Origin of the sequence: Paraburkholderia bannensis (assembly GCF_014200455.1) — a bacterium.
Lineage (GTDB): Bacteria > Pseudomonadota > Gammaproteobacteria > Burkholderiales > Burkholderiaceae > Paraburkholderia > Paraburkholderia bannensis_A.
This window is the reverse complement of the sequence record NZ_JACHBW010000026.1, coordinates 47,551-69,063: the sequence shown is the minus strand read 5'-3', so window position 1 is coordinate 69,063 and position 21,513 is coordinate 47,551. Positions and strand designations below refer to the sequence as shown.

General features: G+C 60.9%; 18 protein-coding genes. 8 read left to right on the top strand and 10 right to left on the bottom strand.

The window, feature by feature from the left end; translation table 11 throughout:
* Positions 1-41 precede the first annotated feature (41 nt).
* Positions 42-1,004, bottom strand: coding sequence for a cyclase family protein (locus tag F4827_RS30850; RefSeq protein ID WP_183731764.1), 963 nt, complete (start codon positions 1,002-1,004; stop codon positions 42-44).
* A 272-nt stretch (positions 1,005-1,276) separates the two neighbouring features.
* Between F4827_RS30850 and F4827_RS34990 the strand changes: the two genes are divergently transcribed.
* The 4 genes from F4827_RS34990 to F4827_RS30835 all read left to right on the top strand — a co-directional run bounded on the left by F4827_RS34990 (position 1,277) and on the right by F4827_RS30835 (position 4,583).
* Positions 1,277-1,450 (top strand): hypothetical protein, encoded by a 174-nt coding sequence (locus tag F4827_RS34990; protein ID WP_221303878.1) that lies wholly within the window; start codon positions 1,277-1,279, stop codon positions 1,448-1,450.
* Positions 1,447-2,271 (top strand): crotonase/enoyl-CoA hydratase family protein, encoded by an 825-nt coding sequence (locus tag F4827_RS30845; protein WP_183731761.1) that lies wholly within the window; start codon positions 1,447-1,449, stop codon positions 2,269-2,271. Before F4827_RS34990 ends, F4827_RS30845 begins: the two co-directional genes overlap by 4 nt.
* A 19-nt stretch (positions 2,272-2,290) precedes the next feature.
* Positions 2,291-3,169 (top strand): crotonase/enoyl-CoA hydratase family protein, encoded by an 879-nt coding sequence (locus F4827_RS30840; protein ID WP_183731758.1) that lies wholly within the window; start codon positions 2,291-2,293, stop codon positions 3,167-3,169.
* A 163-nt stretch (positions 3,170-3,332) separates the two neighbouring features.
* On the top strand, positions 3,333-4,583 hold the full coding sequence (locus F4827_RS30835; protein ID WP_183731756.1) for a mechanosensitive ion channel family protein: 1,251 nt from the start codon (positions 3,333-3,335) through the stop codon (positions 4,581-4,583).
* On the opposite strand, the gene F4827_RS30830 is transcribed toward F4827_RS30835, so the two are convergent.
* From F4827_RS30830 to F4827_RS30810, 5 genes are all read right to left on the bottom strand, one after another.
* Positions 4,511-4,864 (bottom strand): DUF3734 domain-containing protein, encoded by a 354-nt coding sequence (locus tag F4827_RS30830; protein ID WP_311674943.1) that lies wholly within the window; start codon positions 4,862-4,864, stop codon positions 4,511-4,513. The two genes, F4827_RS30835 and F4827_RS30830, sit on opposite strands and share 73 nt — an antisense overlap.
* Positions 4,865-5,249: 385 nt before the next feature.
* Positions 5,250-5,798 (bottom strand): acyloxyacyl hydrolase, encoded by a 549-nt coding sequence (locus tag F4827_RS30825; RefSeq protein ID WP_183731750.1) that lies wholly within the window; start codon positions 5,796-5,798, stop codon positions 5,250-5,252.
* Positions 5,799-6,375: 577 nt separating this feature from the next.
* Positions 6,376-6,855, bottom strand: a complete 480-nt coding sequence (locus tag F4827_RS30820) for a pyridoxamine 5'-phosphate oxidase family protein (protein WP_183731747.1) — start codon at positions 6,853-6,855, stop codon at positions 6,376-6,378.
* Positions 6,856-6,967: 112 nt separating this feature from the next.
* Complete coding sequence (locus tag F4827_RS30815) at positions 6,968-8,401, bottom strand: nicotinate phosphoribosyltransferase (protein WP_183731744.1); 1,434 nt, start codon at positions 8,399-8,401, stop codon at positions 6,968-6,970.
* A gap of 87 nt (positions 8,402-8,488) precedes the next feature.
* Entirely contained in the window at positions 8,489-9,526 is a 1,038-nt protein-coding gene (locus F4827_RS30810) for a bifunctional nicotinamide-nucleotide adenylyltransferase/Nudix hydroxylase (RefSeq protein ID WP_183731741.1), read from the bottom strand.
* Positions 9,527-9,774: 248 nt separating this feature from the next.
* On the opposite strand from F4827_RS30810, the gene F4827_RS30805 reads away from it, so the two are divergent.
* Positions 9,775-10,239 (top strand): SET domain-containing protein, encoded by a 465-nt coding sequence (locus F4827_RS30805; protein WP_183731738.1) that lies wholly within the window; start codon positions 9,775-9,777, stop codon positions 10,237-10,239.
* Between the two features lie 305 nt (positions 10,240-10,544).
* Here the strand turns inward: F4827_RS30805 and F4827_RS30800 are convergent, their stop codons facing one another.
* Positions 10,545-11,924: a replication initiation protein gene (locus F4827_RS30800; RefSeq protein WP_183731735.1), complete on the bottom strand. Its 1,380-nt coding sequence runs from the start codon at positions 11,922-11,924 to the stop codon at positions 10,545-10,547.
* Between the two features lie 1,338 nt (positions 11,925-13,262).
* Between F4827_RS30800 and F4827_RS30795 the strand changes: the two genes are divergently transcribed.
* Together F4827_RS30795 and F4827_RS30790 are read left to right on the top strand one after the other, a co-directional pair.
* Positions 13,263-14,471: an AAA family ATPase gene (locus F4827_RS30795; protein ID WP_027816482.1), complete on the top strand. Its 1,209-nt coding sequence runs from the start codon at positions 13,263-13,265 to the stop codon at positions 14,469-14,471.
* Entirely contained in the window at positions 14,468-15,460 is a 993-nt protein-coding gene (locus F4827_RS30790; RefSeq protein ID WP_183731732.1) for a ParB/RepB/Spo0J family partition protein, read from the top strand. Before F4827_RS30795 ends, F4827_RS30790 begins: the two co-directional genes overlap by 4 nt.
* Before the next feature lie 2,215 nt (positions 15,461-17,675).
* Here F4827_RS30790 and F4827_RS30785 read toward each other — a convergent pair.
* The 3 genes from F4827_RS30785 to F4827_RS30775 all read right to left on the bottom strand — a co-directional run bounded on the left by F4827_RS30785 (position 17,676) and on the right by F4827_RS30775 (position 20,482).
* The gene (locus F4827_RS30785) at positions 17,676-18,266 is read right to left on the bottom strand and encodes a flavin reductase family protein (protein ID WP_183731729.1); all 591 of its coding nucleotides are present in this window, start codon (positions 18,264-18,266) and stop codon (positions 17,676-17,678) included.
* A gap of 97 nt (positions 18,267-18,363) precedes the next feature.
* Positions 18,364-19,443 (bottom strand): cell division protein ZapE, encoded by a 1,080-nt coding sequence (gene zapE, locus F4827_RS30780; RefSeq protein WP_183731726.1) that lies wholly within the window; start codon positions 19,441-19,443, stop codon positions 18,364-18,366.
* Between the two features lie 106 nt (positions 19,444-19,549).
* Positions 19,550-20,482 carry a LysR family transcriptional regulator gene (locus F4827_RS30775; RefSeq protein ID WP_183731723.1) on the bottom strand — a complete coding sequence of 311 codons (933 nt, stop codon included), beginning with the start codon at positions 20,480-20,482 and terminating at the stop codon, positions 19,550-19,552.
* A 174-nt stretch (positions 20,483-20,656) separates the two neighbouring features.
* On the opposite strand from F4827_RS30775, the gene F4827_RS30770 reads away from it, so the two are divergent.
* Positions 20,657-21,472: a putative hydro-lyase gene (locus F4827_RS30770; RefSeq protein ID WP_311674953.1), complete on the top strand. Its 816-nt coding sequence runs from the start codon at positions 20,657-20,659 to the stop codon at positions 21,470-21,472.
* Positions 21,473-21,513 lie beyond the last annotated feature (41 nt).

Below are 21,513 nucleotides of genomic sequence, written 5' to 3'. Positions count from 1 at the left end.
CAAAGACGATGAAGCAAGGAAGCGGGGAAGCGTCGCTACGCCTACTTCACCACCACCGGATTGACCGGCGCGCCGCTGCCGCCCACCACCTTGAGCGGCGCGGCCGTGTAGAGGAAGGACCATTGGCCGTCTTCTGCGCAATCGGCGGCGAGCGGATCGAGCTGCGCGATCTCGGTGAGCGTCACGCCCAGGTTGCGCATCAGCGCGTTATGCAGCGGCAGCGCCACGCCCGAGACCGGATCGACCGTCACTTCGTTCGCGATGGTGTCGGTCACCAGATTGGGTATTTCCATCCGGTGAAACCAGTCGACCAGTGCGCGGCTATGCGTCAGGCCCGGCTCCACGAAGTTCTCGTAGAACTGCGCCTGGTCGCGCTCGTAGAACGAGCCAATCCAGCCCGTGCGGATCACGAGGATGTCGCGCTTTTCGATGCTCACGCCCTGCGCTTGCGCCGCCGCGAGCAGGTCTTCGTGCGTGAAGGTTTCGCCCGGATCGAGCACGGCCTTGCCGCGATGGCGCGCCATGTCGATCAACACCCCGCGCCCCACCACGCCGCGCTCGGCGATGGGCAGCACGCTGGCTTTTTCGAGCCCGCCGATGGTCGACTTCGCGTCGTAGCCGTTCCAGAGCTGATCGCCGTACCAGACGTGGCCGAGCGCGTCGTACTGCGTCGAGCCTTGCAGGTACATGATCATCATGTCGTCGGCGTATTCGGCGAGCCCTGGAAAGAGCGGACCTTTGCCGCACATGTAATGGCCCTTGTCCATCACATTGATGCGGCGCGCCTGCGAACGTCCGGGCCAGACCGGATCGCCCTTGGGATGCCCCATCTGGATCTGCAGGGTGAAGGTCTTGCCCGAGCGCACCGACGCGACGCCGCGCAGCACCTCGGCCTGGGTCAGATAGTTGAGCGAGCCGACTTCGTCGTCGCTGCCCCACTTGCCCCAGTTCTTCGGCGAATCTTCCAGCAGTTCAGCCACTTCAGGAACGTTCTTCGACTCCATGCGATGTCTCCTTTCGTCTCGCGCGGTCATGCGCGAGGAATCAGGTGATGCGTGGGCGATGCTCAGGGAATGCTCAGGAATGCACGAACGCGGCGCGGCGTCCGCAGCATCGAAATAAATCGCACGATCGTTCGCTAGTGTCAACCGGGACAAACCGCAGGCGCGTGAAGCGGCAGTCGTGCGCATCATCGATGGTCTGCTCCAAAGTCCCTTCCGATGCGCAATGGCGTGATTCACCGCGCATGGCGAACGTCGTACCCGCGAGGCTTCCGATGAACGAACCCGACTACCTGGCGCATCTGCATGAGCTGTGGGCGCGCGCGGGGCACGCGTGCACGCCGCCCGAGCCACGGTTTCGCGGATCGCGAGCGCAGGGCCAGGCGCTTCGTCGATACATGGTGAACCCGTCGATACACACGAACACGATAAAGAAGGAGTCGGCATGAACCAGGACACGACCTCGCTCGTCGAGATTTCCATCGCGCACGGCGTGGCGGATGTGCGGCTCAATCGTCCGCAGAAAATGAATGCGTTGAGTCCCGCGATGTTCGACGCCATCCTCGCCGCGGGCGAGCGCCTTGCGCGGGAAGCCGATCTACGTGCCGTCCTGCTGTCCGGCAACGGCCCGGCGTTCTGCGCGGGCCTCGATCTGGAAAGCATGGCCGCGCTCGATCAGGTTGGCCGCGGCACGCCCATCGTCGAACGCACGCACGGTTTGTCGAACTACGCGCAGCAGATCTGCATGCTGTGGCGCGACCTGCCCGTGCCGGTGATCGCCGCGCTGCATGGCGTGGCCTACGGCGGCGGCCTGCAACTCGCGCTGGGCGCGGACCTGCGCTTCGTTGCGCCCGACACGCGGCTTTCGGTGATGGAAATGAAGTGGGGTCTCGTGCCCGACATGGGCGGCATGGTGCTCACACGCGGCCTGGTGCGCGAAGACCGCCTGCGCGAATTGATCTACACGGCGCGCGTGGTGAGCGCGAGCGAAGCGGTCGAACTGGGCCTGGCGACGCGGGTCTGCGACGATCCGCATGCACAGGCTCTGGCAGCCGCGCGCGAGATCGCGCAGCGCAGCCCCGATGCGATCCGCGCCGCGAAGCGCCTGCTGGGCGTCGCCGCGCAAGGCGATACGGCCGCCACGCTGCTCGCCGAATCGATTGAACAGGACGCATTGATTGGCGGTGCTAATCAGCGTGAAGCCGTGGCGGCGAATCTGCAGAAACGCGCGCCGGTTTTTTCACCCGCCGCCGAACCGCCGAGCTACTGAGCCCCCGATTGAGGACACCATGACCGACGCCACCATGCCTTCGTTCGAGACGCTGCGCTACGCCGTCGAGGACGGCATCGCCACGATCACACTGCATCGCCCCGAGAAACTCAACGCCTTCACCGCGACGATGATGGAGGATTTGATCGCCGCCTTCGACGCCACCGATGCCGACGACGCCGTGCGCTGCGTGATCGTCACCGGTTCGGGCCGCGCCTTCTGCGCAGGCGCCGATCTTTCCTCGGGCGGCGAAACCTTCGACTACGCAAAGCGTTTGGGCACCAGCGTAGAGACCGTGCACCGCGACGGCGGCGGGCGCGTGGCGCTGCGCATCTTCCGCAGCCTCAAGCCCGTGATCGCCGCGGTCAACGGCCCGGCGGTCGGCATCGGCATGACCATGCAGTTGCCGATGGATATTCGCCTCGCGTCGAGCGACGCGAAATTCGGCTTCGTGTTCGGGCGGCGCGGCATCACCCCGGAAGCCGCATCGTCGTGGTTTCTCTCGCGCGTGGTGGGCATTTCCTCGGCTTTGGAGTGGTGCTACACGGGCCGCGTGTTCACGGCGGACGAAGCACTCGCGCGCGGCCTCGTGCGCTCGGTGCATGCGCCGGGAGATCCGCTGCCCGCCGCATGGGCGCTGGCACGCGAGATCGCCGATAACACCGCGCCAGTTTCCGCCGCCATCGCGCGCCAGATGATCTGGCGCATGGCGGGCGCGAGCCATCCGATGGAAGCGCACAAGCTCGACAGCCGTGCAATCCAGTCGCGCGGGCGCTCGGCGGATGCCGCCGAAGGCGTGCGCGCGTTCCTCGACAAGCGCCCCGCCCACTTCCCGAACCGCGTGTCCACCGACATGCCGGACTTTTACGACTGGCAAAGCGAGCCGCCCTTCGAGTAATCAAGGCAACTCGCGGCGCTTGGGTGCGCAACCCAGGCTCGCGCGCGCGGTCCCTTTCAAGTACCCTACGACCTCCGGCGCGGTGTGCTCCCCGCGCCGGTTTCTTTTTATCCGTGCGTTTTAAGTCGCTTCAGGCGTTTAAAAAAGGAATCTGCAACACCCCATGAATGTGAATCAAGTCTGGTTTGAGCCACTGGTCGGCTCGCTCGTTTTGCTCGCTGCCGCAGTCGTCGTCAGCGCCGCTGTCCACTTTCTGCTGTTTCGCGTCGTCGCGCGTCTTGCGCAGCGCTCCACCACCCGCATCGACGATGCGCTGTTCGAATTCGGCGCGTTCAAATGGCTAAACCGCGTAACGCCCTTTGTGGTGATCCGCCTGGGCATCGGCATGGTGCCGGGCGTGCCCGACTCGATCGCGCAGACTGTCGATAAAGTCAGCTTCGCGCTCATCGTCATGCTGGTGACGATGACCATCAGCGCCACGCTCTCCGCGTTCGAACACGCGCATCGCAGCACCCGTCAGGATCAGCCGCGCCTCTCGCTCAAAGGCGCGATGCAACTGGTCAAGCTCGTGATGTTCACCACCACCGCGCTGGTGGTGATCGGCGATGCGACAGGCAAGCAGATCGGCCTGCTGCTCTCGGGCATCGGAGCGATGTCGGCGGTGCTGATGCTGATTTTCAAGGACACGATTCTGGGCCTCGTGGCGGGCGTGCAGCTTTCGTCGAACGACATGCTGCGCATCGGCGACTGGATCACCATGCCCAGCGCGGGCGCGGACGGCACCGTGATCGACATCACGCTCAATACCGTGAAAGTGGCGAATTTCGATCACACCATCATCACGATTCCCACCTGGAAGCTCATCACGGAGAGCTATCAGAACTGGCGCGGCATGACGGAGGCAGGCGGGCGGCGCATCAAGCGCGCGCTCTTTATCGACGCCACCAGCGTGCGTTTTCTCGAAGCGCAAGAACTGGCGAGGCTCGAACGCCTCACGCTGTTGCAGGATTATCTGGCGCACAAGCGCGATGCGCTCACGCAATTCAACGGCGCACTCGGCAACGCGGGCGAATGCGCGGCCAACCGCCGGCAGCTCACGAACCTGGGCACATTCCGGGCGTATGTCGAGCAATACCTGCAACGTCACCCGCGCATTCATCGCGAGATGACCTGCATGGTGCGCCAGTTGCCCAGCAGCGCTGAGGGCGTGCCGCTCGAACTCTATTGCTTTACCAATACCACCACGTGGACCGAGTACGAGTCCATCCAGTCGGATCTGTTCGATCATCTGATCGCCGTGCTGCCCGAGTTCGGGCTGCGCGTCTATCAGCATCCTTCGGGCTACGACATGCAGCAGGGTTTGCTGCGCACGCAGGAAAAGCGGGGCGAACGCGAAAGCGCGCTTGCCGCGTGACGGGGCGCTTCGCCCGCGCGACGATGGATATCGTACGTCACGAAGCCCTGCTCGCGGCTCGGCACCGCGAACCCGTCGAGATGCGAGAACGACGCGCGAACATCCTCCAGTCCGCTCGACCCGTGCTCCTCCATCGTATCGATGCTGAACTCGTCGTTCTTGTAGTGGCCTTCATACGGTTTGTTCCTGTAGACCAGATGCACCACGTTGATCGACGAGCCGTCGGCCACCGTTTCGGCCCGGCGGAACAGCGGATCGCTGCGGCGCGCTTCGGCAGGCACGTGGAGGCAGTTCCTTGATGAAGCGCGCGTGCGGCTCGAATACGGGATGTCCTTCGCACGCCTGCGGTAAAACGTCGCCACTAATCATAGAGGCAAAGGGACCGTCTGGTGAGATTCGATAACAACAAACACCATTGCGATTCCGGCAATCAAAAAGGCGTTTGAAAGGCAATACCCGTATCTTGTTCTCGCTTTTATCCTGCTCCGCTTTGCCTCGTACTCGTTTGTTTCGCTTTTGTACCTGATGCGTTGCATGGAACGATTAAACGCCCGATCCACCATCAATACAGGGACAAATGTGCGACGGGTGCGAATGAGGTTCCTGTCGCATTAGTTGCGTGCGCAACGCTTAATGGGAAGCACGCGTGGAAATCGCGGCGACGCCTTAAAAATTGTATTGCACGTAAATCTGGCTGAAATTGATACCGGGGTTTGGATGTTTGAGCCCGGCGTTCGATAGATGCTGGAAGCGCAAACCCGCCTGGTAATTCTGGTGTTCGCCGAACTGGGCGCCCACACCCACCATGTCCGCGAACTGGAACGAGGACGAAAAGCGCCGGTCCGGCGTTTCGTCCACGTGCGAGAGCAATCGCACGCCCACGCCCGCTTCGACGAACGGGCGGATATAGCCTGAATTCTTGATGAAGCGGAACACAGGCGTAAAGCCGAACTCCCAGATGTTCGCGTTGGCGGAGGGCTTTTCGCGAATGTCCCAGTAGGCCACATGACCTTCGCCTACCACGGTGAAGTGATAGCCGCCGATATTCCACCACTGCCAGCCGGGGTCCCAGGCGACGCCGAGATCAGCCTTTTTCACGTCGTGGTCTGCAACACCGCCGGCAAACTGAACACCCCATTGATCCGCGCGCGCAGCGTTTGAGCCGAGGCACACTCCTGCAAAGAGAACGGCGAGCGGTAAATTTCTTTTTCGCATTTTCTCACTCTTTCGAATTCCGATTCTGGCGCACATGAACGTTCGAATCTTTAAAGCGCCCAATTGCACGACGGGCGGATTATAAATTCAGTGCCATGTTTGTTTGCCTCACGTCGGTGCAATGATTTATTTACAAAAGAGTGAAAATCGAAGTGCGTCCAAGATCCGCAATAATGTGTTGCGACGATCGCCAGTAATAAAAAAAGACCTCCGCCTTTGCGCAAGCGGAGGTCGAAGTCGGTTTGGAGACCAGCGTTGTTCATCGCCTGAACAACGCCGGCAGATAATAATGAGGCCGCGCCGCGCGATAAATGCGAAGCCGCGCATCAGTCAATTGCAGCTAGCGCAGCAATGGGGTGCCTGCGCGAAGTCTTTCGCGCTTTGGATGCCGCCTTAAGGCAAGCCAACTGCTGCCGACGTTGGACAACGTACCCGCCATCGCAGCGAGAAGCGTGTCACGCGCGCCCTAGTCGGCAATGCTTTCGCATTTTTCCGCAAGCAGACGGGGCTCACGCCGGTGGCGTTCCGCGAATTGGCGCACCGCCAGTTGACGGACTGGACCGGATGGGCTTTGTGCTCAGGCGAGCGTGCGCAGCATGGCAATCTGATCACGCCAGCGCGCAATGACGCCATCACGCTCGTAGAGGCGGAAGGTCACGCCCGTCAGCACCTCGGCATACCTCGCGCGATGCACGTCTACCTTTTCAATTTTCAGACGGAACACGCTGAGTCCCAGCGCGGTTTGCTGTTCGGCCACGAGGCTGGCGTGCGCGCGTATCTCCATCAGCGCGCCATCGTGCACGAGGGAAAGCGTGAGACGTCCGTCGCGGCGCATGTTCTGCGCCGTGTCCGAGTTGGGCCACATCGCCACGAGCAGCGTGTGCGCGTCCAGCGCGAGCACTTCGCCCACGCTCAGTTGCGCGCCGTGCGGCCAGCCGTCAGCGCCGACGGTCGAAACGCGGATCGCTTCGGCCGCATGTTCATCGAGGTGATCGCCGTCGAGCGCGGTGAGCAGCGGCGGCGGCAGAGCGCGCGTATCGCCTTGGGGGTCTTGCATCGGCTTCTCCTGTTCGTGTGACGCGACGCCAATCTACCGCATTGTGCGCGCAGGCGAAGTAGTCTGTGCGTGCGGCGTGAGACCGGCTCCCGACGCACGCAGCGGCGCGGGTTTAAAGCTCGTCGGCGTGTGCGCGCTCGCGGATCGTATCGAGGCTCACATCCACGCACAGGCGGCCGCTTTCATAGACCGTTTCGAGCGCGTCTTCCCAGTCGCGTTCGAGCAAGCGGTCCTGCCACGCGAGCGGCAGCGTGGCCGTGCGGTACTCGCCGGTGCGGCGGTTGCGCAGCAGCGTGAGACGTCCCATCTTCGAGCGTTTGCCGCTATCCGTGACGGGGTCCTTTCGCACGCCCGTCCACGTTTCGCCCAGACGGATCGCCGAACACTTCATCGCAAAGCGCTGCGTATCGCGATCCACGCGTTGCAACAGCGCGCCGCCCATGCCGAAGGTGATGTTGTCGGCTGCATAGCCCGCATCGTCGAGCGCGGCGAGGATCGCGCCGATCGAAGCTTCGTCCACGCCGTCGCCCTGGATCACACGCACGGTGTTCAGCACGCGTCGGCCGCGGCCATTGAGCGTCGAGCCGAACGAAGCGTCGAGCGCCCGCACCGTCTTCATCACGATATCGACAGGCTCGCCCGAATCAGGCCGGATCACCAGCGTCGCACCGGAGTCGAGCACGGCCTGCTTCAACTCGCCGCCCCACAGGTCGAGCGCCGCGAACAGATCGTACGAATCGGACACCACCGAGACGATTGCCCCGGGTTTGCCGAACTGCGCGAGCATGTTGCGATAGGCATCGGCCTCGCGCTCGCGGCCCCAGCTGGTGATCGTGCTGTGTTCGGCGGCAGGCACCGAATACGCCGCCATCTGCGCGTTGTAGAAGCGATTGGCGGCAAGCACGCCCAGCACGGTATCGGAGCCCATGAAACTCACCAGGTGCGCTGCGCCGCCAATCGCCGCGCTTTCCGCGCTCGATACGCCGCGCGCGCCGAAGTCGTGCAGTTTGAACGGCAGTTGCGAGAGATCGTCGCTGGTCTTGCGCAGATAGTGTCCGATGGTCTTGCGTAAATGCCAGCTTTGCGTCGCCACGGTGATCGGATACCAGAGACGCAATAACATCGATTCGATGTACGAAACAATCCAGAATGCCCGGGGATCGTCGCACTCGACGGTCATGAGGACGTTATGCGTCGGCACGACCGAGCCCTCAGGGACCGCGCGGATGCGCACCGGCAGATAGCCGCCGTATTGCGCGACGATATGGCGCCAGCCGGCTTCGTTGAACGGCTCGCCGTGTGCGTCGAAAAAGAGCCTGGCTTGTTCGATCATCTGCGCCGTGACCGGCCTGCACAGATATTCCTTCGCCAGCATTTGCAGGCCAAAGAATACCGTGCGGTCGTAACGTCCGCCGCGCGATTCGACATAGGAGAACATGCCGGTCGCTTCGGGCGGGTATTGCATGAAGTGCGACGCCTTATAGGAGTCCGTATTAACGATCGGATTGGCGAGAATGGATGCGAACGAGTCGAATTGGGCTTGCATGGCTAGAGCTCCTCTATGCCGTTGAGGGTCCGCCGGGTCTATCCCGGCGGGGTAAAACGATCGATCTGCACGCGAGTGGTCGCGCGCTCAGAGCTTCCCAAGGAAGTGGTATGCGATATCGAAGTGATCCTCGAACATCACGTCGCGCATGCGCGCGAAGGTGTTGAGCGGCACCCAGCGCGCCTTGTCGGCATCGTCGCCGCCCTTCACGCGCGGCAATTCGCCCACCGGAAAGTGGAACAGGAACGCGTGCGTAATGGTGCGCCCGCGCAGCGAGCGTTGGGGATGATCGAAGACCTGACGGTCCTTGATCGAGCCGCGCAGAACGGGTTCGGGCAGCTTGAGGCCGGTCTCTTCGCGCAGTTCGCGAATACAGGCGGTTTCGAGCCGTTCGTCTTGATTGACGAAGCCGCCCGGCAGCGCCCACAAGCCGCGCCCCGGTTCGCTGCGGCGACGCACGAGCAGGATATGCCCGGAGTGCACCACGAGGGCGTCGACGGTCACGAAGGTAACGGGATAAGGCGCAGCGGCCCAGGCCTTTTGATAACCCGCGATGAATTCGGCTTCCGACTTCAGTTGCGCGAATTCGGGCCGCGTGCGAAAGGCTTCGAGCCACGCGTGGACGGGCGCCGGTACAGCCCACGAGACGAAGCTGTTGTTGCGCTCCGCAAACAGCTGCTCGCGGATCTCGGTGGCCGAAATGTCCTCGGTGGCTTCCGTTTCCACGAACTCCCACTGCGGAAACATGCGCAGATAGTAGGAGCTGGCGTCTTTTTCGTGGCCGATCAGACCGATGCGTCGGCCCGAAGTGTCGCCCAGTTCGGACGCCACGGCGTCCTGAATCCAGCGCAGCCAGTCGCCATCGTTGTACATCGAGTCCTGCACCGGCGCGATGATCACTCGCTCGCGCTCGTCTTCATCGAGCAGGGCGAGAATCATCTGGCGGCGTTCTTCGTACGAGAACGGGTCTTTGATGGTGCGCGGACGGTCGGTCGAGCCGATCAGGATGCACACGCGCGACGCCTGGCTGAGCGCACGGCGCAGCACATCGAGGTGGCCACGATGCGGAGGCTGGAAACGGCCAATGAAAATCAGTGCGTCGAAACGCTGGGTGTTCTTGCTCATGAGGCTCCCTCAAGAGATTGGCGGTCGTGGGTCTGTCCCTGAACCGTAGGTGAATCGTAACGCCACGCGTGCGGGCGCGTCAAACGGTTTTGCCGCGCAAGGATACCCCGACGACGACGGCGAAGGCGCGCGGGCATATTCGGAACGTCATATTCGCGACTATTTTCTCGATTTATACTCGCGCAAACGAAGGTCCCGGCGGCCTCCTCTCCACTCCCGTTCGCGTTGTCGTTCCTGGTGCTGCGATCATGAAACGTGTGTCCGTCCGGCAATCGCCGGTGCATGGCAAAGGCGTGTTCGCGCTGTGTTCGTTGCGCGCGGGAGAGCGCATCTTCGAATACAAGGGCATGGTGACGACGTGGCACGAAGCCGCGCGCTGGTACGAGCGGCGCGAGGTGTCGGGCCATACCTTCCTGTTCGGGCTTTCGGATGGACGCGTGATCGACGGCGGACGAGGCGGCAACGGCGCGCGCTGGCTCAATCACGCCTGCGCGGCGAACTGCGAGGCGGTCGAAGGCGACGGCCGCGTGTTTATCGAAGCGATCCGCGATATTGCCGCCGGTGAAGAACTGTTCATCGATTACGCGCTGGAAATCGCGTACGAGGTGGACGGCGATGCGCAGCGCGAATATGCGTGCCGCTGCGGCGCGCAGCGCTGCCGGGGCACCATGCTAGGCGCTCAAGCGTCGTCAATGCATGAAGTTTGCGCGTGATCTGATAAGGATTGCCAGGTAAATCTCGGACTTGAAGCGGCGTTGCGCGCGCATCGGGAGGGGCGAAACCCGCCCCGATTCCTGCGCGAAAGTTATCCACAGATTTCGGGGATAACTTTGTGAATATCGCCCGGGATGAATCACCCAAGTCATTGATCCAGCATCGAAATTTTCCCGCCCCCATCGCCTGCGCGCGGATGCCTGCACACTATGCGGCCCCTGGCGTGCAGGCAACCGCGCAAGCGACGTTTTCGTCGCTCGACGCGGCACGCGAGGCGCGCAGGGAGACGATGCGAAAGCGGCCATCAAAGGCCGGTCTGCTTGAGCTTGCCGTAGACGAACTGCCCGAAGTACCAGGACAGATCGGAGTGGTTGAGGATGTTCACTTCCGACAAGGCGCTTGCCTCCAGCTTCAGGCGGCGCAGCATGAGCTTGCCGGCCTGGGAGGCGATATAGAGGCGCACCAGTTCCTTGCGGGTCTTCTCGTCGGCCGATTCGAAGTGTTCGCGGCCGCGCTGCACTTCCTCGTTGCGACGCGTACGCGCCTCTTCGTCGCGCGCGGCGATGCTCTGCTTGACCGCGGTGGTGACCGCGGCCTTGGCGGTTTCCTCGGCGTCCACCGCAGCGGCGCGTTCGCTCTGGATCGCCACCATCTTGCGCTCGGCCTCCGAGACCTGCCAGTTGTGGCTCAACGCCTTCATAAGGTAGCCGGCGGGACTCTTCGTGACCTTCCCCTGGTTCAGGCGGAAACGCGTGTACTCGATCGCCTGCTGAATGCGCTCGTCGGTCCAGTTCATGCGATGTTCGGCGATCACGTCGAACTGTTTGTTGCTCAGGCCGAACTCCTCCTTGAGCGTGAGCAGCAGGTCGTGCGCGTCGGGCTGACGGCTGAGCATTGCCGCGACCGTGTCCTTGCGCTTGAGACGAAAGCGGATCTTGTTGATCTTGCGCGAAGTGCCCGAATCGGCGCGCGTCTCGTAGCTCACCTCGATATCGGAGAGCTCGTTGATCTGGTTGACCGCCGGGTCGAGGTACTTGGGCCGGAAGTGCTTGAACTCCGAAGCGCTCGATCCAAGCTTGCCAGGCCAGCGGCGCATGACGTCAAGCTCGATCCAGTCGGTCAATCCGGCGGCGACATAAGGCTGCACGTAGTCGTAGATCGCGCGCGCAAAGGTCTGCGAGAACGCCGCCGTGATGCACAGGTTGAGCCAGTGGTGCTTTTCCGGCCCGGTGATGTGACGCAGCATCAGCGGCGGAATGCGGAACTGGATACGGCCTTTGCCGATCTTCACGCTGCCCATCAGTTGCTCGGAAATCCACTGATCGTCCTCACTGGGCGCGCGATCGGGCGGCGTGTCCGTCACTTCGATCAGCACACGCTGCGCTTCCTTGATGACGCTCTGTAGATGCCGCACATTGCGGCTCTCGTAGCGCATCAGCCACTTGAAGTAGTTGAGGTCGACGTCGTAGGTCTCGTGCGGCACCGGCTCCTGGGCGGCAATGAAATACGCAGCGTCGATGAAACGCCGCGACGACAGGCCAAGCCCGTTGATCGCAACGAAAACGTTGTTGCGCTGAAAGCCGATCTCGCGCGTGCTTTCGCTGATTGGCTGCCCGGACATCTCTTCGAACAACCCAAGCGACATTTGCTGGGTCGTCGTTCTGCGTCCGCTGTCCTCCGACATTCGTTTGCTCTCCGTCGATATTCGCCGGGACTCTATCACTCCGTTTACACAAGTCAACACAATAAACATTACCTCAAGCAGGGCCTGCAAAACCCCTCGCACAAAAAACGTGCCGAACTGCACATAGACCTTTGCATTGCCCGCACAAAAAACGGTACTTGGTTGCACATAAAACGATGCATCTTGCACATAGACCGGTGCTTTTGAGAGCCAAGTATCTGAAATTAAAGGTTTCGAGGGCCTGCGTTAGTGGGTTAGTGGGTTTTCTGTTTTTAAGTAAACAAACCAACCCCGCAAGCAAAGAGATGCTTCGCGGGAAAATATGTGCTGAGTGCCTTTGGGTTTGCGATGGATTTCGGCTCTTTTCGTTGGAAAGTGCAGCGCTCAAGGGGCTATTTGCTGATTTGATGGGCATCCCAGGGTTTACGTGATGAGAATGAGCGCTTTCTGACCGTCGGAAGGGCAACGTTTTGTGTGCGAGGTTAGGAGGCGAGGGTAACGATTAATGTGCAGCACCCATCAACGGGGAGCAGGGAAGGGAGCTTGGGAGTGAATTCAGAGGCGTCGCTCCCAGAGGTAACGGTTTTTGTGTGAGATCGAAGCCCGAAGGGCACGGTAGTGGTTTTTGTGCAGGCAGGCTGCCCATCACAGAGGGTCACGTTTATTGTGCAATCCGCCGCTGCGTCCCTGTAAAACCATGATCGACAGCGATGGACTCCTTAGGTAACGATTTTTGTGCATTGTGCTGGGGTGGTGGGCCAGCATTCGTTATCCCGTGGACTCCGCTCGAACGGATCGGCGCGTGTTTTCACGGAAGGGCGGAATCAAGGTCACGTTTATTGTGCATTTATTTGGAAGCGCATTAGCGTGAGTCTGGATGCGATACATTGGTAACGGTTTTTGTGTCGATATCACTCGCCGGCGTTCTCGCGGAAAGAGGGAAAGCACAAAATACGTTACCGCGATTGCGCTGCTCCAACGCCCGCTGCCGTCACTCGCCAAAAGCGCACAAAAAACGTGTCCTCGATATCCAACAGCGTCCTGCGGAACCAGGATTCGGGACGGCATAGGCGCAACAGTATTGGCGTGGTCACTCGCGCGAATATGTCGCGCGTGGCGATCTGCTTAAAAAATAGGCAGATCGCCGGAAAGGCGCTTAATCGCCCGCTGGAGGGGCTGGCCATTCGGGATAGGCTTCTGGGCTGGGCTTGCCCGTCGGAGGCCGTCACAAAGCGAATAAAAAGGTCGTTTTTTTCCAAAAGCGGTCTCAATCAGTGTGTTTCGATACGCTTTTCCTGTATTCTACGCTTTATCTAAATTCCGATGAAAAGCGTATTAATGGCAAAGACTATCGAATTTCCATCAATTGACCGACGCGTTGATCTTTCGGCGGTAACGCAGTTCGCGGAAGAGGCGGGTCTTCTGTCAGAAGAGCTTCGGGAAATGATGCTGGCGCCGAAGCCGCGCAAGATGGCACCGACATTCACGTCGGCCCAGGTCGCGGAGATGTGCGGCATCGACCGGATCAAACTCAATAATCTGCTGGCGACGCGTGAAGGCTTGCCCCAAGGCGAAGCGCAAGGATCGGGACGCAGCCGGGTGTTTACGTTGCCCGAAGCGCGCGTCTGGGTCCAGCAGGTGTCGGATATTTATCAGACGCCGCTGCATACCGGGGTTCGGGACGCTGACGGCAAGGTCATTCTTGTCGCCAACTTCAAGGGCGGCTCGACTAAAACCACCACCACAATGTGTCTGGCCCAGGGCCTCACGCTTCGCGGTCGTCGTGTGCTGCTCATCGACCTTGATCCGCAAGCATCGCTGACTGAGCTTTGCGGTCTCTATGCGGAAAAGGAAGTGACGGAGGACAGCACGGTCCTGCCGTACATTTACGATCCGCAAATGGAAGGCGGCCTGCTGAATTTCGTACAGCCGACGTATTGGGATGGGCTCGACGTGATCCCCGCACACCCGACGCTGTTCTCCGCAGAATTTCATATTCCCGGCACCGTGATCAAGAACCCAGGGTTCAAGTTCTGGGATTTGCTGCGCGAAGGCGTACAGACGCTGCGCCAGCACTATGACTACATCATTCTCGACACGGCACCGTCGCTGTCCTATCTGACGATCAACGCGCTGATGGCCGCCGATGCAATGGTGATGCCGCTTGTGCCGGAGAGCCTGGACTTCATCAGCTCGGTGTCGTTCTGGAGCCTGTTCTCAGACCTTGCGCACACGATCATGGAGCGCGGCGACGAGAAAACCTACGACTTCGTCTCGGTGCTGCTCTCGAAGGTGGACTACGGCAAGACATCGTCGGCGCCGGTCGTGCGCTCTTGGGTGCAGCGGACCTACAAGGATTGGGTGAGCTCAGTCGAGGTGCCTGCAAGCTCGGCGATGAGTAATGGCGCACTGGCGATGGCAACGGTATTCGACATCAGCAAAGGCGACCTCGCCGACAAGACAGTGGCACGCGTGCGGCAACCGCTCACGGACTACGTGCGATGGATCGACGATCTATATGTTGAACAATGGAGGGCCGGGAAATGAGCTCGTTCCGCGACAAGATGGCTGCCAAGACGGCCGAACTCGGCTCTGCGTCTGAGCGTCAGGCTACCGAGCGTCCTGCGCCGGCCGCAGCGGAACCGCGACGCAGCAGCGCATTCAAGACTGGGCCTGGCATGCTGGGCGCGCTCGCCGTCGCGCAGCAGCGCATCCAGGAGCTGGAGACCAATAGCGACAAGCTACTACTGCCGGTCAGCGCGATCCAGCCGAATCCGTGGCAGCCGCGCAAGATTTTCAGCGACGAAGGGTTGGCATCGCTCGCAGAGTCGATTCGGGAAGTCGGGCTGATCGAGCCCGTTGTCGTGCGCCGTGCGGATCATGGCTATCAGCTAATTGCCGGTGAGCGTCGTCTGCGGGCCCACGTCCTTTTGCACGCTGAGGAGATTCGCGCCTCGGTGATCGAGTGCTCCGACCAGGATATGGCTGTACTCGCGCTGGTCGAAAACGTTGGGCGCGAAGACCTGACGGACTATGAAATCGGGCAGTCGCTGCGCCGCGCCGAGCAGGAATTTCCAACGCGCACGCGTATGGCGGAGGCCTTGGGTATGTCGCGCAAGGGCCTGTATCGTTTCCTCTCGTTCGACAAGCTGCCGGATTTCATTCGACGCGATCTCGACTTGAACCCGCGTTTGCTGGGTGGGTCGGCGGCGGACGAGATCGTCTCTGCGATCAAGAAGCATGGCGCGGCTGGACTCTTGGCCGCGCGTGAACTTTGGCCTGCGGTGGTGGCGGGTACGCTGGATCAGGGCAAGCTGGCCGCGGCGATTGGGGCTCAGTCTAACCGCAGCGAAACCGAGCAGAGCGTTTCGGAGCGCAGCATCGAAAAGATTTTTTCGGGAAAGAGCCACGCGGGCAGCATTACGAAAGACACGAATAGCTTCACCGTGAAGTTGAAAACCGGCGTGCTCTCGGACGCGCAGGAGACGCAAATTCGGGAGCTCATCAGCCAGTTGTTTAATGTGAAGCCCGGTTGAGGCGAGATGCCGCAGAGTTGAAGGATCGACGAAGCCCGCGAAAGCGGGCTTTTTTTATGGCTGGGCGGTGCACGGGGGCTGTGTCGAGTCGACACGTTTTTCGGCAGGGCAGGGGGGCGGGTTGTGTCGAGCCGACACAGGTAACGGCCGGGTTTCGGCTGGGGCAGGTGCGGGGGAGTTGGTTGCGGCTGTTGGAGATGGTGCCAGTGACGAATAGTTGGCGTGTCGAGTCGACACACGTCCGGCGTGGGAGATGTTGAGTTCGTGCACTGTTTGGGTGTTTGGCGATCGAGTTATGGAGATCGCGTGTTGAGTGAGGGATTCGTTGTGTCGAGTCGACACAAGGCTTTGTGGGCCTATGCCGGGTTGGAGTCGAAAAGGAACTTGATAGATCGATGACGGGTCGTGGTGCGAACGCCTTCGGTGCCGAAGGGGATGAGTGTCGAGCCAACACGCTACTCGGTAGCGTCCGTCTTGCAATCAATCGTTCGGCTGATATTGGTCTCCGCGTAGAGAGCAGAGCTTGTGTCGACTCGACACATAAGGGAGCTTTGTCTCGCTCGGGGAGTATTCTTGCGAGGCGGCCGCTCATGGTGTTGGTGGCGTTGTTTGGGCTAGCGTGGATCAAATCGCTCGGACTCGGAGTTGGCGCTGGATTCTTCTAATCGGCCAACGCAATGTCTTCTGGACGAACGGGATGATGGCAACGTTCTGAGACATCGGCGCGCGGGATATGTGTGTCGATTCGACACAGCGGAGCGTTCGCGGCATGTCATGCGCGATAAGCGCGGCAATCGCGTGCTCTCCTTCAATTGGCAAAAATAGGCGCGGCGTGGTTTGCACTCCAGGCGAGATCTCGGAGTGCGACTCGCGCGTCGGCAAGCCTCTGCGCGTTCACTACGCGGCGGTCGTGTCTTCGCTCCCTACCCTCTTAGGGGCAAGTCCCGGTGCCGCTTCGCGCAGCCTATCCGTCACCTCGGTCCCTGCAGAATCACTATGTCCACCCGCTATGGAATGTAGAGAGCTTCTGGTGACACGCCGCCGTCACTAGGAAGTGGATTCCTTGACGCCCAGTGAGATCTGTGTCGAATCGACACAGATAGCCCACCTGGACGAGCCAGTGAGAATCAACATCTCCCTAGAAGCGGAGGAGCCAGTAGCGGCGACACAAACTTATTGACGGAGCCGCGCATATTTCGCCGAGGTTTCGTGGCGAGGTGCATCTTCATTCGTATGTTCAACCCGCATCCCGGTCAGCGATCTCTTTAGTGCTGACGCGAGCTTTGCGCTGCCGAGCACTGTCCGGCAATCGAGAACTGTGTCGAGTCGACACGTACCGTATGGGACGGGCCTCGTCGAGCGATGGCTTTGCGTTGCCTCCTCCCCGGATTCTGGATGGCGAGAGATAGCGACAGCGCGCGGGGAAGGCATCTAACGGTAGACCGAAGCCTTCATCACTTTAATTTCAAGTCCGTCATCCCGAACGAATTCCGGTGCGGCTCGTTTGGGCCAATAAAAGAACCACATGAGCCACCGACAACCGAGGGTGTAAACCATGCGACGAGCGGGCTTTGTAGTCGACTGCATCGCAATTGCCATCCCGGGGAAGCATCGGATCATCGTGATTCGTGTTTAACGGAATCCCGGCGTGCGGCTGCCCGTACGACCGAGCGCGATTGCTGAACGCAGAGCGGCCCCGAAAGTTCCAATTCGCACAGCAAGGCTCAAACACGCATTTTATAAAGCGCAACTAACGGATAAATTATGCAGTGAATATCAAACTGCCGGGATCGATCCCAACACCAGCGCGACATTCTCCATTCCAAATCGACCAAAGCAGTCGCATAGCGCCAATCCAACATCTAACTATGGCTGAAAATCGCTCAATTTCTACCGGATCAAACGCATCAAACGCACGAAATTCTCTCGAATTCCGGTCCGCGTGAAACATTCGCGTTAAACCGGATAAAACGGTAAAATCCTTATGCGACAAGGCCTTGCGCCCCATAAAACGACCGCCTCGGGGAATGTTTCACGCAAAGATGCGTTTTCGGACCCCAAAAATGGTGCGTACCGCACGTGCCTCACACGTAAAGGCTAAAGTCCGGTCAATTCGTATCTTTTGCTACGTATTCTGTAGTTAAGCGAATAATCGACCGGCCAAACCACGGCGGCTCAATAGCCGCCGCAGCACCAGCCCGTATCTGCCCAGCACTTACCCAGCAAGCGTCTTCGCCTTCACGGCATCACTCGCGAGAGCAAAATTTCCAGCTCCCAGGTGGTGAATCGTGTGCAGGTCGCGATTGCCGTCGTTGAATTCCCAGTGGCCGCCGCTAAAAACTTGCGGATCAGCCGCCGCCGACACAACCTCGCAAAAGCAGGTGTCGTACGCGTCTTCAGTGTGCTTCTCGGAAATCAGCTTGCATTCCATCCAGGCCGCGATGCCATGCTCAAGCAACGGCAAGCCGAGCACCGGCCCTTTCACCGCATCGATATTGAACTGGGCGAATTTATCGCCCTCACGTCCGCTGACGCTTCCGACCGCAAAAGTCAGATCCATCGCCGCCGCACCCGGCACGCAGATGCCGAAGATCCCGCTCGCGTGAATCAGTTCGCGCGTGAAAGTGTTCTTGTCGATCACCACGGCGATGCGCGGCGGTGTGAATTCGACCGGCATCGACCAGGCGGCTGCCATCACGTTTTGGCGCGTGCCGTCGGCACTCGTAATCAGCACGGTCGGGCCGTGATTGATGAGGCGGCTAGCGTGTTCGAGCGCGACCGGTTTGAATCGGGAGAGGGTGTCCATCGTGTTGTTCGTCCTTCGTGTCAGGGTGCGAGGGACTGTACAACAGTTGGAAGAAAGGCGCGGAGCGTGTCGGCGCGCGACATGCTAGCGGGAGAGTTCAGCCAGTGACAACTGCGGAAGAACTCGCAACTCGATGTGCCGGTTCGAGTTCGGCGAAGTAAGCGCTCGATTGCATTTCCGCGAGCCGGCTCGTGGTGCGCGACACATCGTGCGCACCGTCGAGCCCTTCCAGCGCCGCACGCACCGGCCGGTCCGACGCCATGAAGAGCGCGTGCTTGCGGTCGTACAGAATATCGATCAACCAGACGAAGCGCTGGAGCACATCGCGTCGCTGGAGCATCGCGGTTTCCACGCGATCGAGAATCACGCCGCGCCAACGCTCAACCAGCGCGAGATAGTCCAGATGCGAGCGTGGTGTGCCGCACAGCGCATCGAAATCGACCCACAACAACTGCTTGCCCGCCGCCGTCACAGGCAGCGAGCGCCCGGCCACTTCGACATCGGCGGGATGGATGGCCGCCTGCGCTTCGTATTGCGCGAAGATCGTCCAGAGCGCTTCGCGCGTGTCGTCGAGCGGAGAGACGTAGCGACGCTGTGTCGAGTCGACACAGTTTTCGCGGTAGTCGCGCCGACCGTCGAAGTTGACGATGTCGAAATGCCGCTCGATGCGGGCGATGGTCGGCTCGAAGCGTTCGTGAAATTCCGGATCCGGCAACAGGTTGCGCGGCGCGTAGTTCGAGGTGAGCACGATGCGCGTACCGCACGCGAGCGCCGTTTCCAGGAAGCGGCCAATCAGAAAGGCGTCAGCGATATCGTGGACATGGAATTCATCGAAGTAGAGCAGATCGACGCCGTCGAGCCACGCGCGCGACACATCGCCCAGCCGGTCGTCGCTGCGCGGAGCCTGCACGACCAGCCGGTTGATATCGCGAATGAACTGATGAAAATGAATGCGCCGTTTCGGGCACGGGGCGAGCGCGAAAACGGTGTCGACGATCAGGCTTTTGCCGCGTCCGGGCAGGCCGTGGCAGTAAACGCCGCGACGTTCGCGATGCGCTGCATCGGCGCGCGTGCCCTGGAGCAGGGCGCAGAGTGTGTCGATCGCCCGTTGCTGGCTGTCGTCCGCGACGATCTCTTGTTTCGCGAGTGCGTGAGCGATGGCGGACGGTTCGATCATGCTGATGCTTTCAAGGCGGTGGGATAGAGAAAGGCGCTGCGTGACAACGCGCCAGTTTACCAGCGAGCCTCTTCGACCCCTTGCCAGCTTCACCGCTTTTCCGGCCTCACAGGCGCTCGATCAGCCGCGCATCCCCGTGTTCGCAGTAATCGTGGCAGGCGGCGCGCGCGGCGTTGGCTGCGCCGTGCACAAAGAGCGGCGCGTCAGTGCGCCGCGACATCGACACCACGATCGATGGCGGCGACGGATGCAGGGGCAGTTCGACCACTTCGCCGCGCGCGATCAGATCGTCGACAAAAAGGCGCGGGATCGCGGCCACGCCGAAACCGTCGCGCACGAGCTGGACGATCACCGAGATCGACGGCGAACCGGTAATGCGCGTCTCGGAGAGCGGCACGCCGTTCGCAAGCGCCAGCTTGCCGACGATATCTTCCAGCGCGCGGTGCGGCGCGGTTCCGCGTCCGAAAGTCAGAATTGGTTGCCGCAGTACGCGCTTTGCCAGTCCACTGCGGGAGAGCGGCAGCAATCCGGCGCGCGCGATCCAATGCACCGGATAGTTAGCAAGCGCATCACATACTACGGACTCCTCATCACTGCCTTCCACGCGTACGATCAGATCGAGTTCACCTGCCATCAGGCGTCGTTGCAGCACGACGCTCACATCCACCGCAAGCTCGACTTCCAGCTGTGGATAGTCGTTCGCCAGACGCCGCATATAGTCCGCGAGCCAGCTGTGTACGACGGTTTCGATCACGCCCAGCCGCAGCTTGCCGCGCATCGCGCCTTCGTTCGACGCGGCGGCCTGCAACTGGCGAGTCGCCTCCACCACGGCTTTCGCGTAGCCGAGCAGATATTCGCCGTTCGGCGTGAGGCGGAATTCGCGGCTGTCGCGATCCACCAGCACGGTCTGCAATTCCTCTTCGAGCGCCTTCAGGCGCTGCGAAATGGCCGCAGGCGTGGCGTGCAGCGCGCTTGCCGTGGTTCGAAAGCTGCGCAGCTTCGCTAGCGTGACGAAGGTCTCCAGAAAGCGTGTGTTCATGGCAGGCGGCGCGCACAAAGCGCTTCAAAAAAGACCACGGGACTCGGGAAAACCCGTGGTTTCGTTAAGAAATTCTATTCGTGGGCGGCTAAAAAAACTAGTTGGCGTCAAATTTTCTTCTTTCCTAAGCTGTGTCAAACAGCGAATGACTCGCCACGCATCGATTTCGCTGCCATCACATCCACTCTCCGTCATCGATACAAGCAGGCTCAACCCATGACTCCGTATGAATTCCGCCAGGCCGTTCGTCACGGCGATTTTCGTGGACCGACCGCCGGCCATTGCGGCGACTACGCGCAGGCCAATCTGGCGATCCTGCCGGCAGCGTTCGCGCACGATTTTCTGCGCTTTTGCCACGCGAATCCGAAGGCGTGCCCGCTTCTGGGCGTGAGCGAGCCCGGCGATTTCCGCGTGCCGATGCTGGGACGCGATATCGACATCCGCACCGATGTACCTGCCTACAACGTCTATCGTGACGGTGTCCTAACTGAGTGCGTCGGGTCGATCGAGGCCTTGTGGCAAGACGATTTTGTGGTCTTCGCGATTGGCTGCTCGTTCTCGTTCGAGCAGATGCTTGCGAAGGAAGGCATCGGTCTGCGCCACGTGGAAGAGGGCAGAAATGTTCCGATGTATCGCACGCAGATCGCGAACCGCCGCGCGGGAGCATTTGGCGGCGAGCTGGTCGTGTCGATGCGTCCGCTGCGCGGCGCCGATGCGATTCGCGCCGTGCAGATCACGAGCCGTTTTCCGGGCGTGCACGGTGCGCCCGTGCATATCGGCGAGGCGGCGGAACTGGGTATCGCCGATCTCGCGCTGCCCGAGTTTGGCGACGCCGTGACGATCCGTCCAGGCGAGTTGCCGGTCTACTGGGCCTGCGGCGTGACGCCTCAAACCGCGCTGATGGCCGCAAAACTGCCGCTCGCGATTGCCCATGCCCCCGGTCACATGCTGATGACCGATATCACCAATGCATCGCTGGCCGTGTTCTAGGCCAGTGACGGCAGACTTTCCCACGCGTCTATCAACAGGAG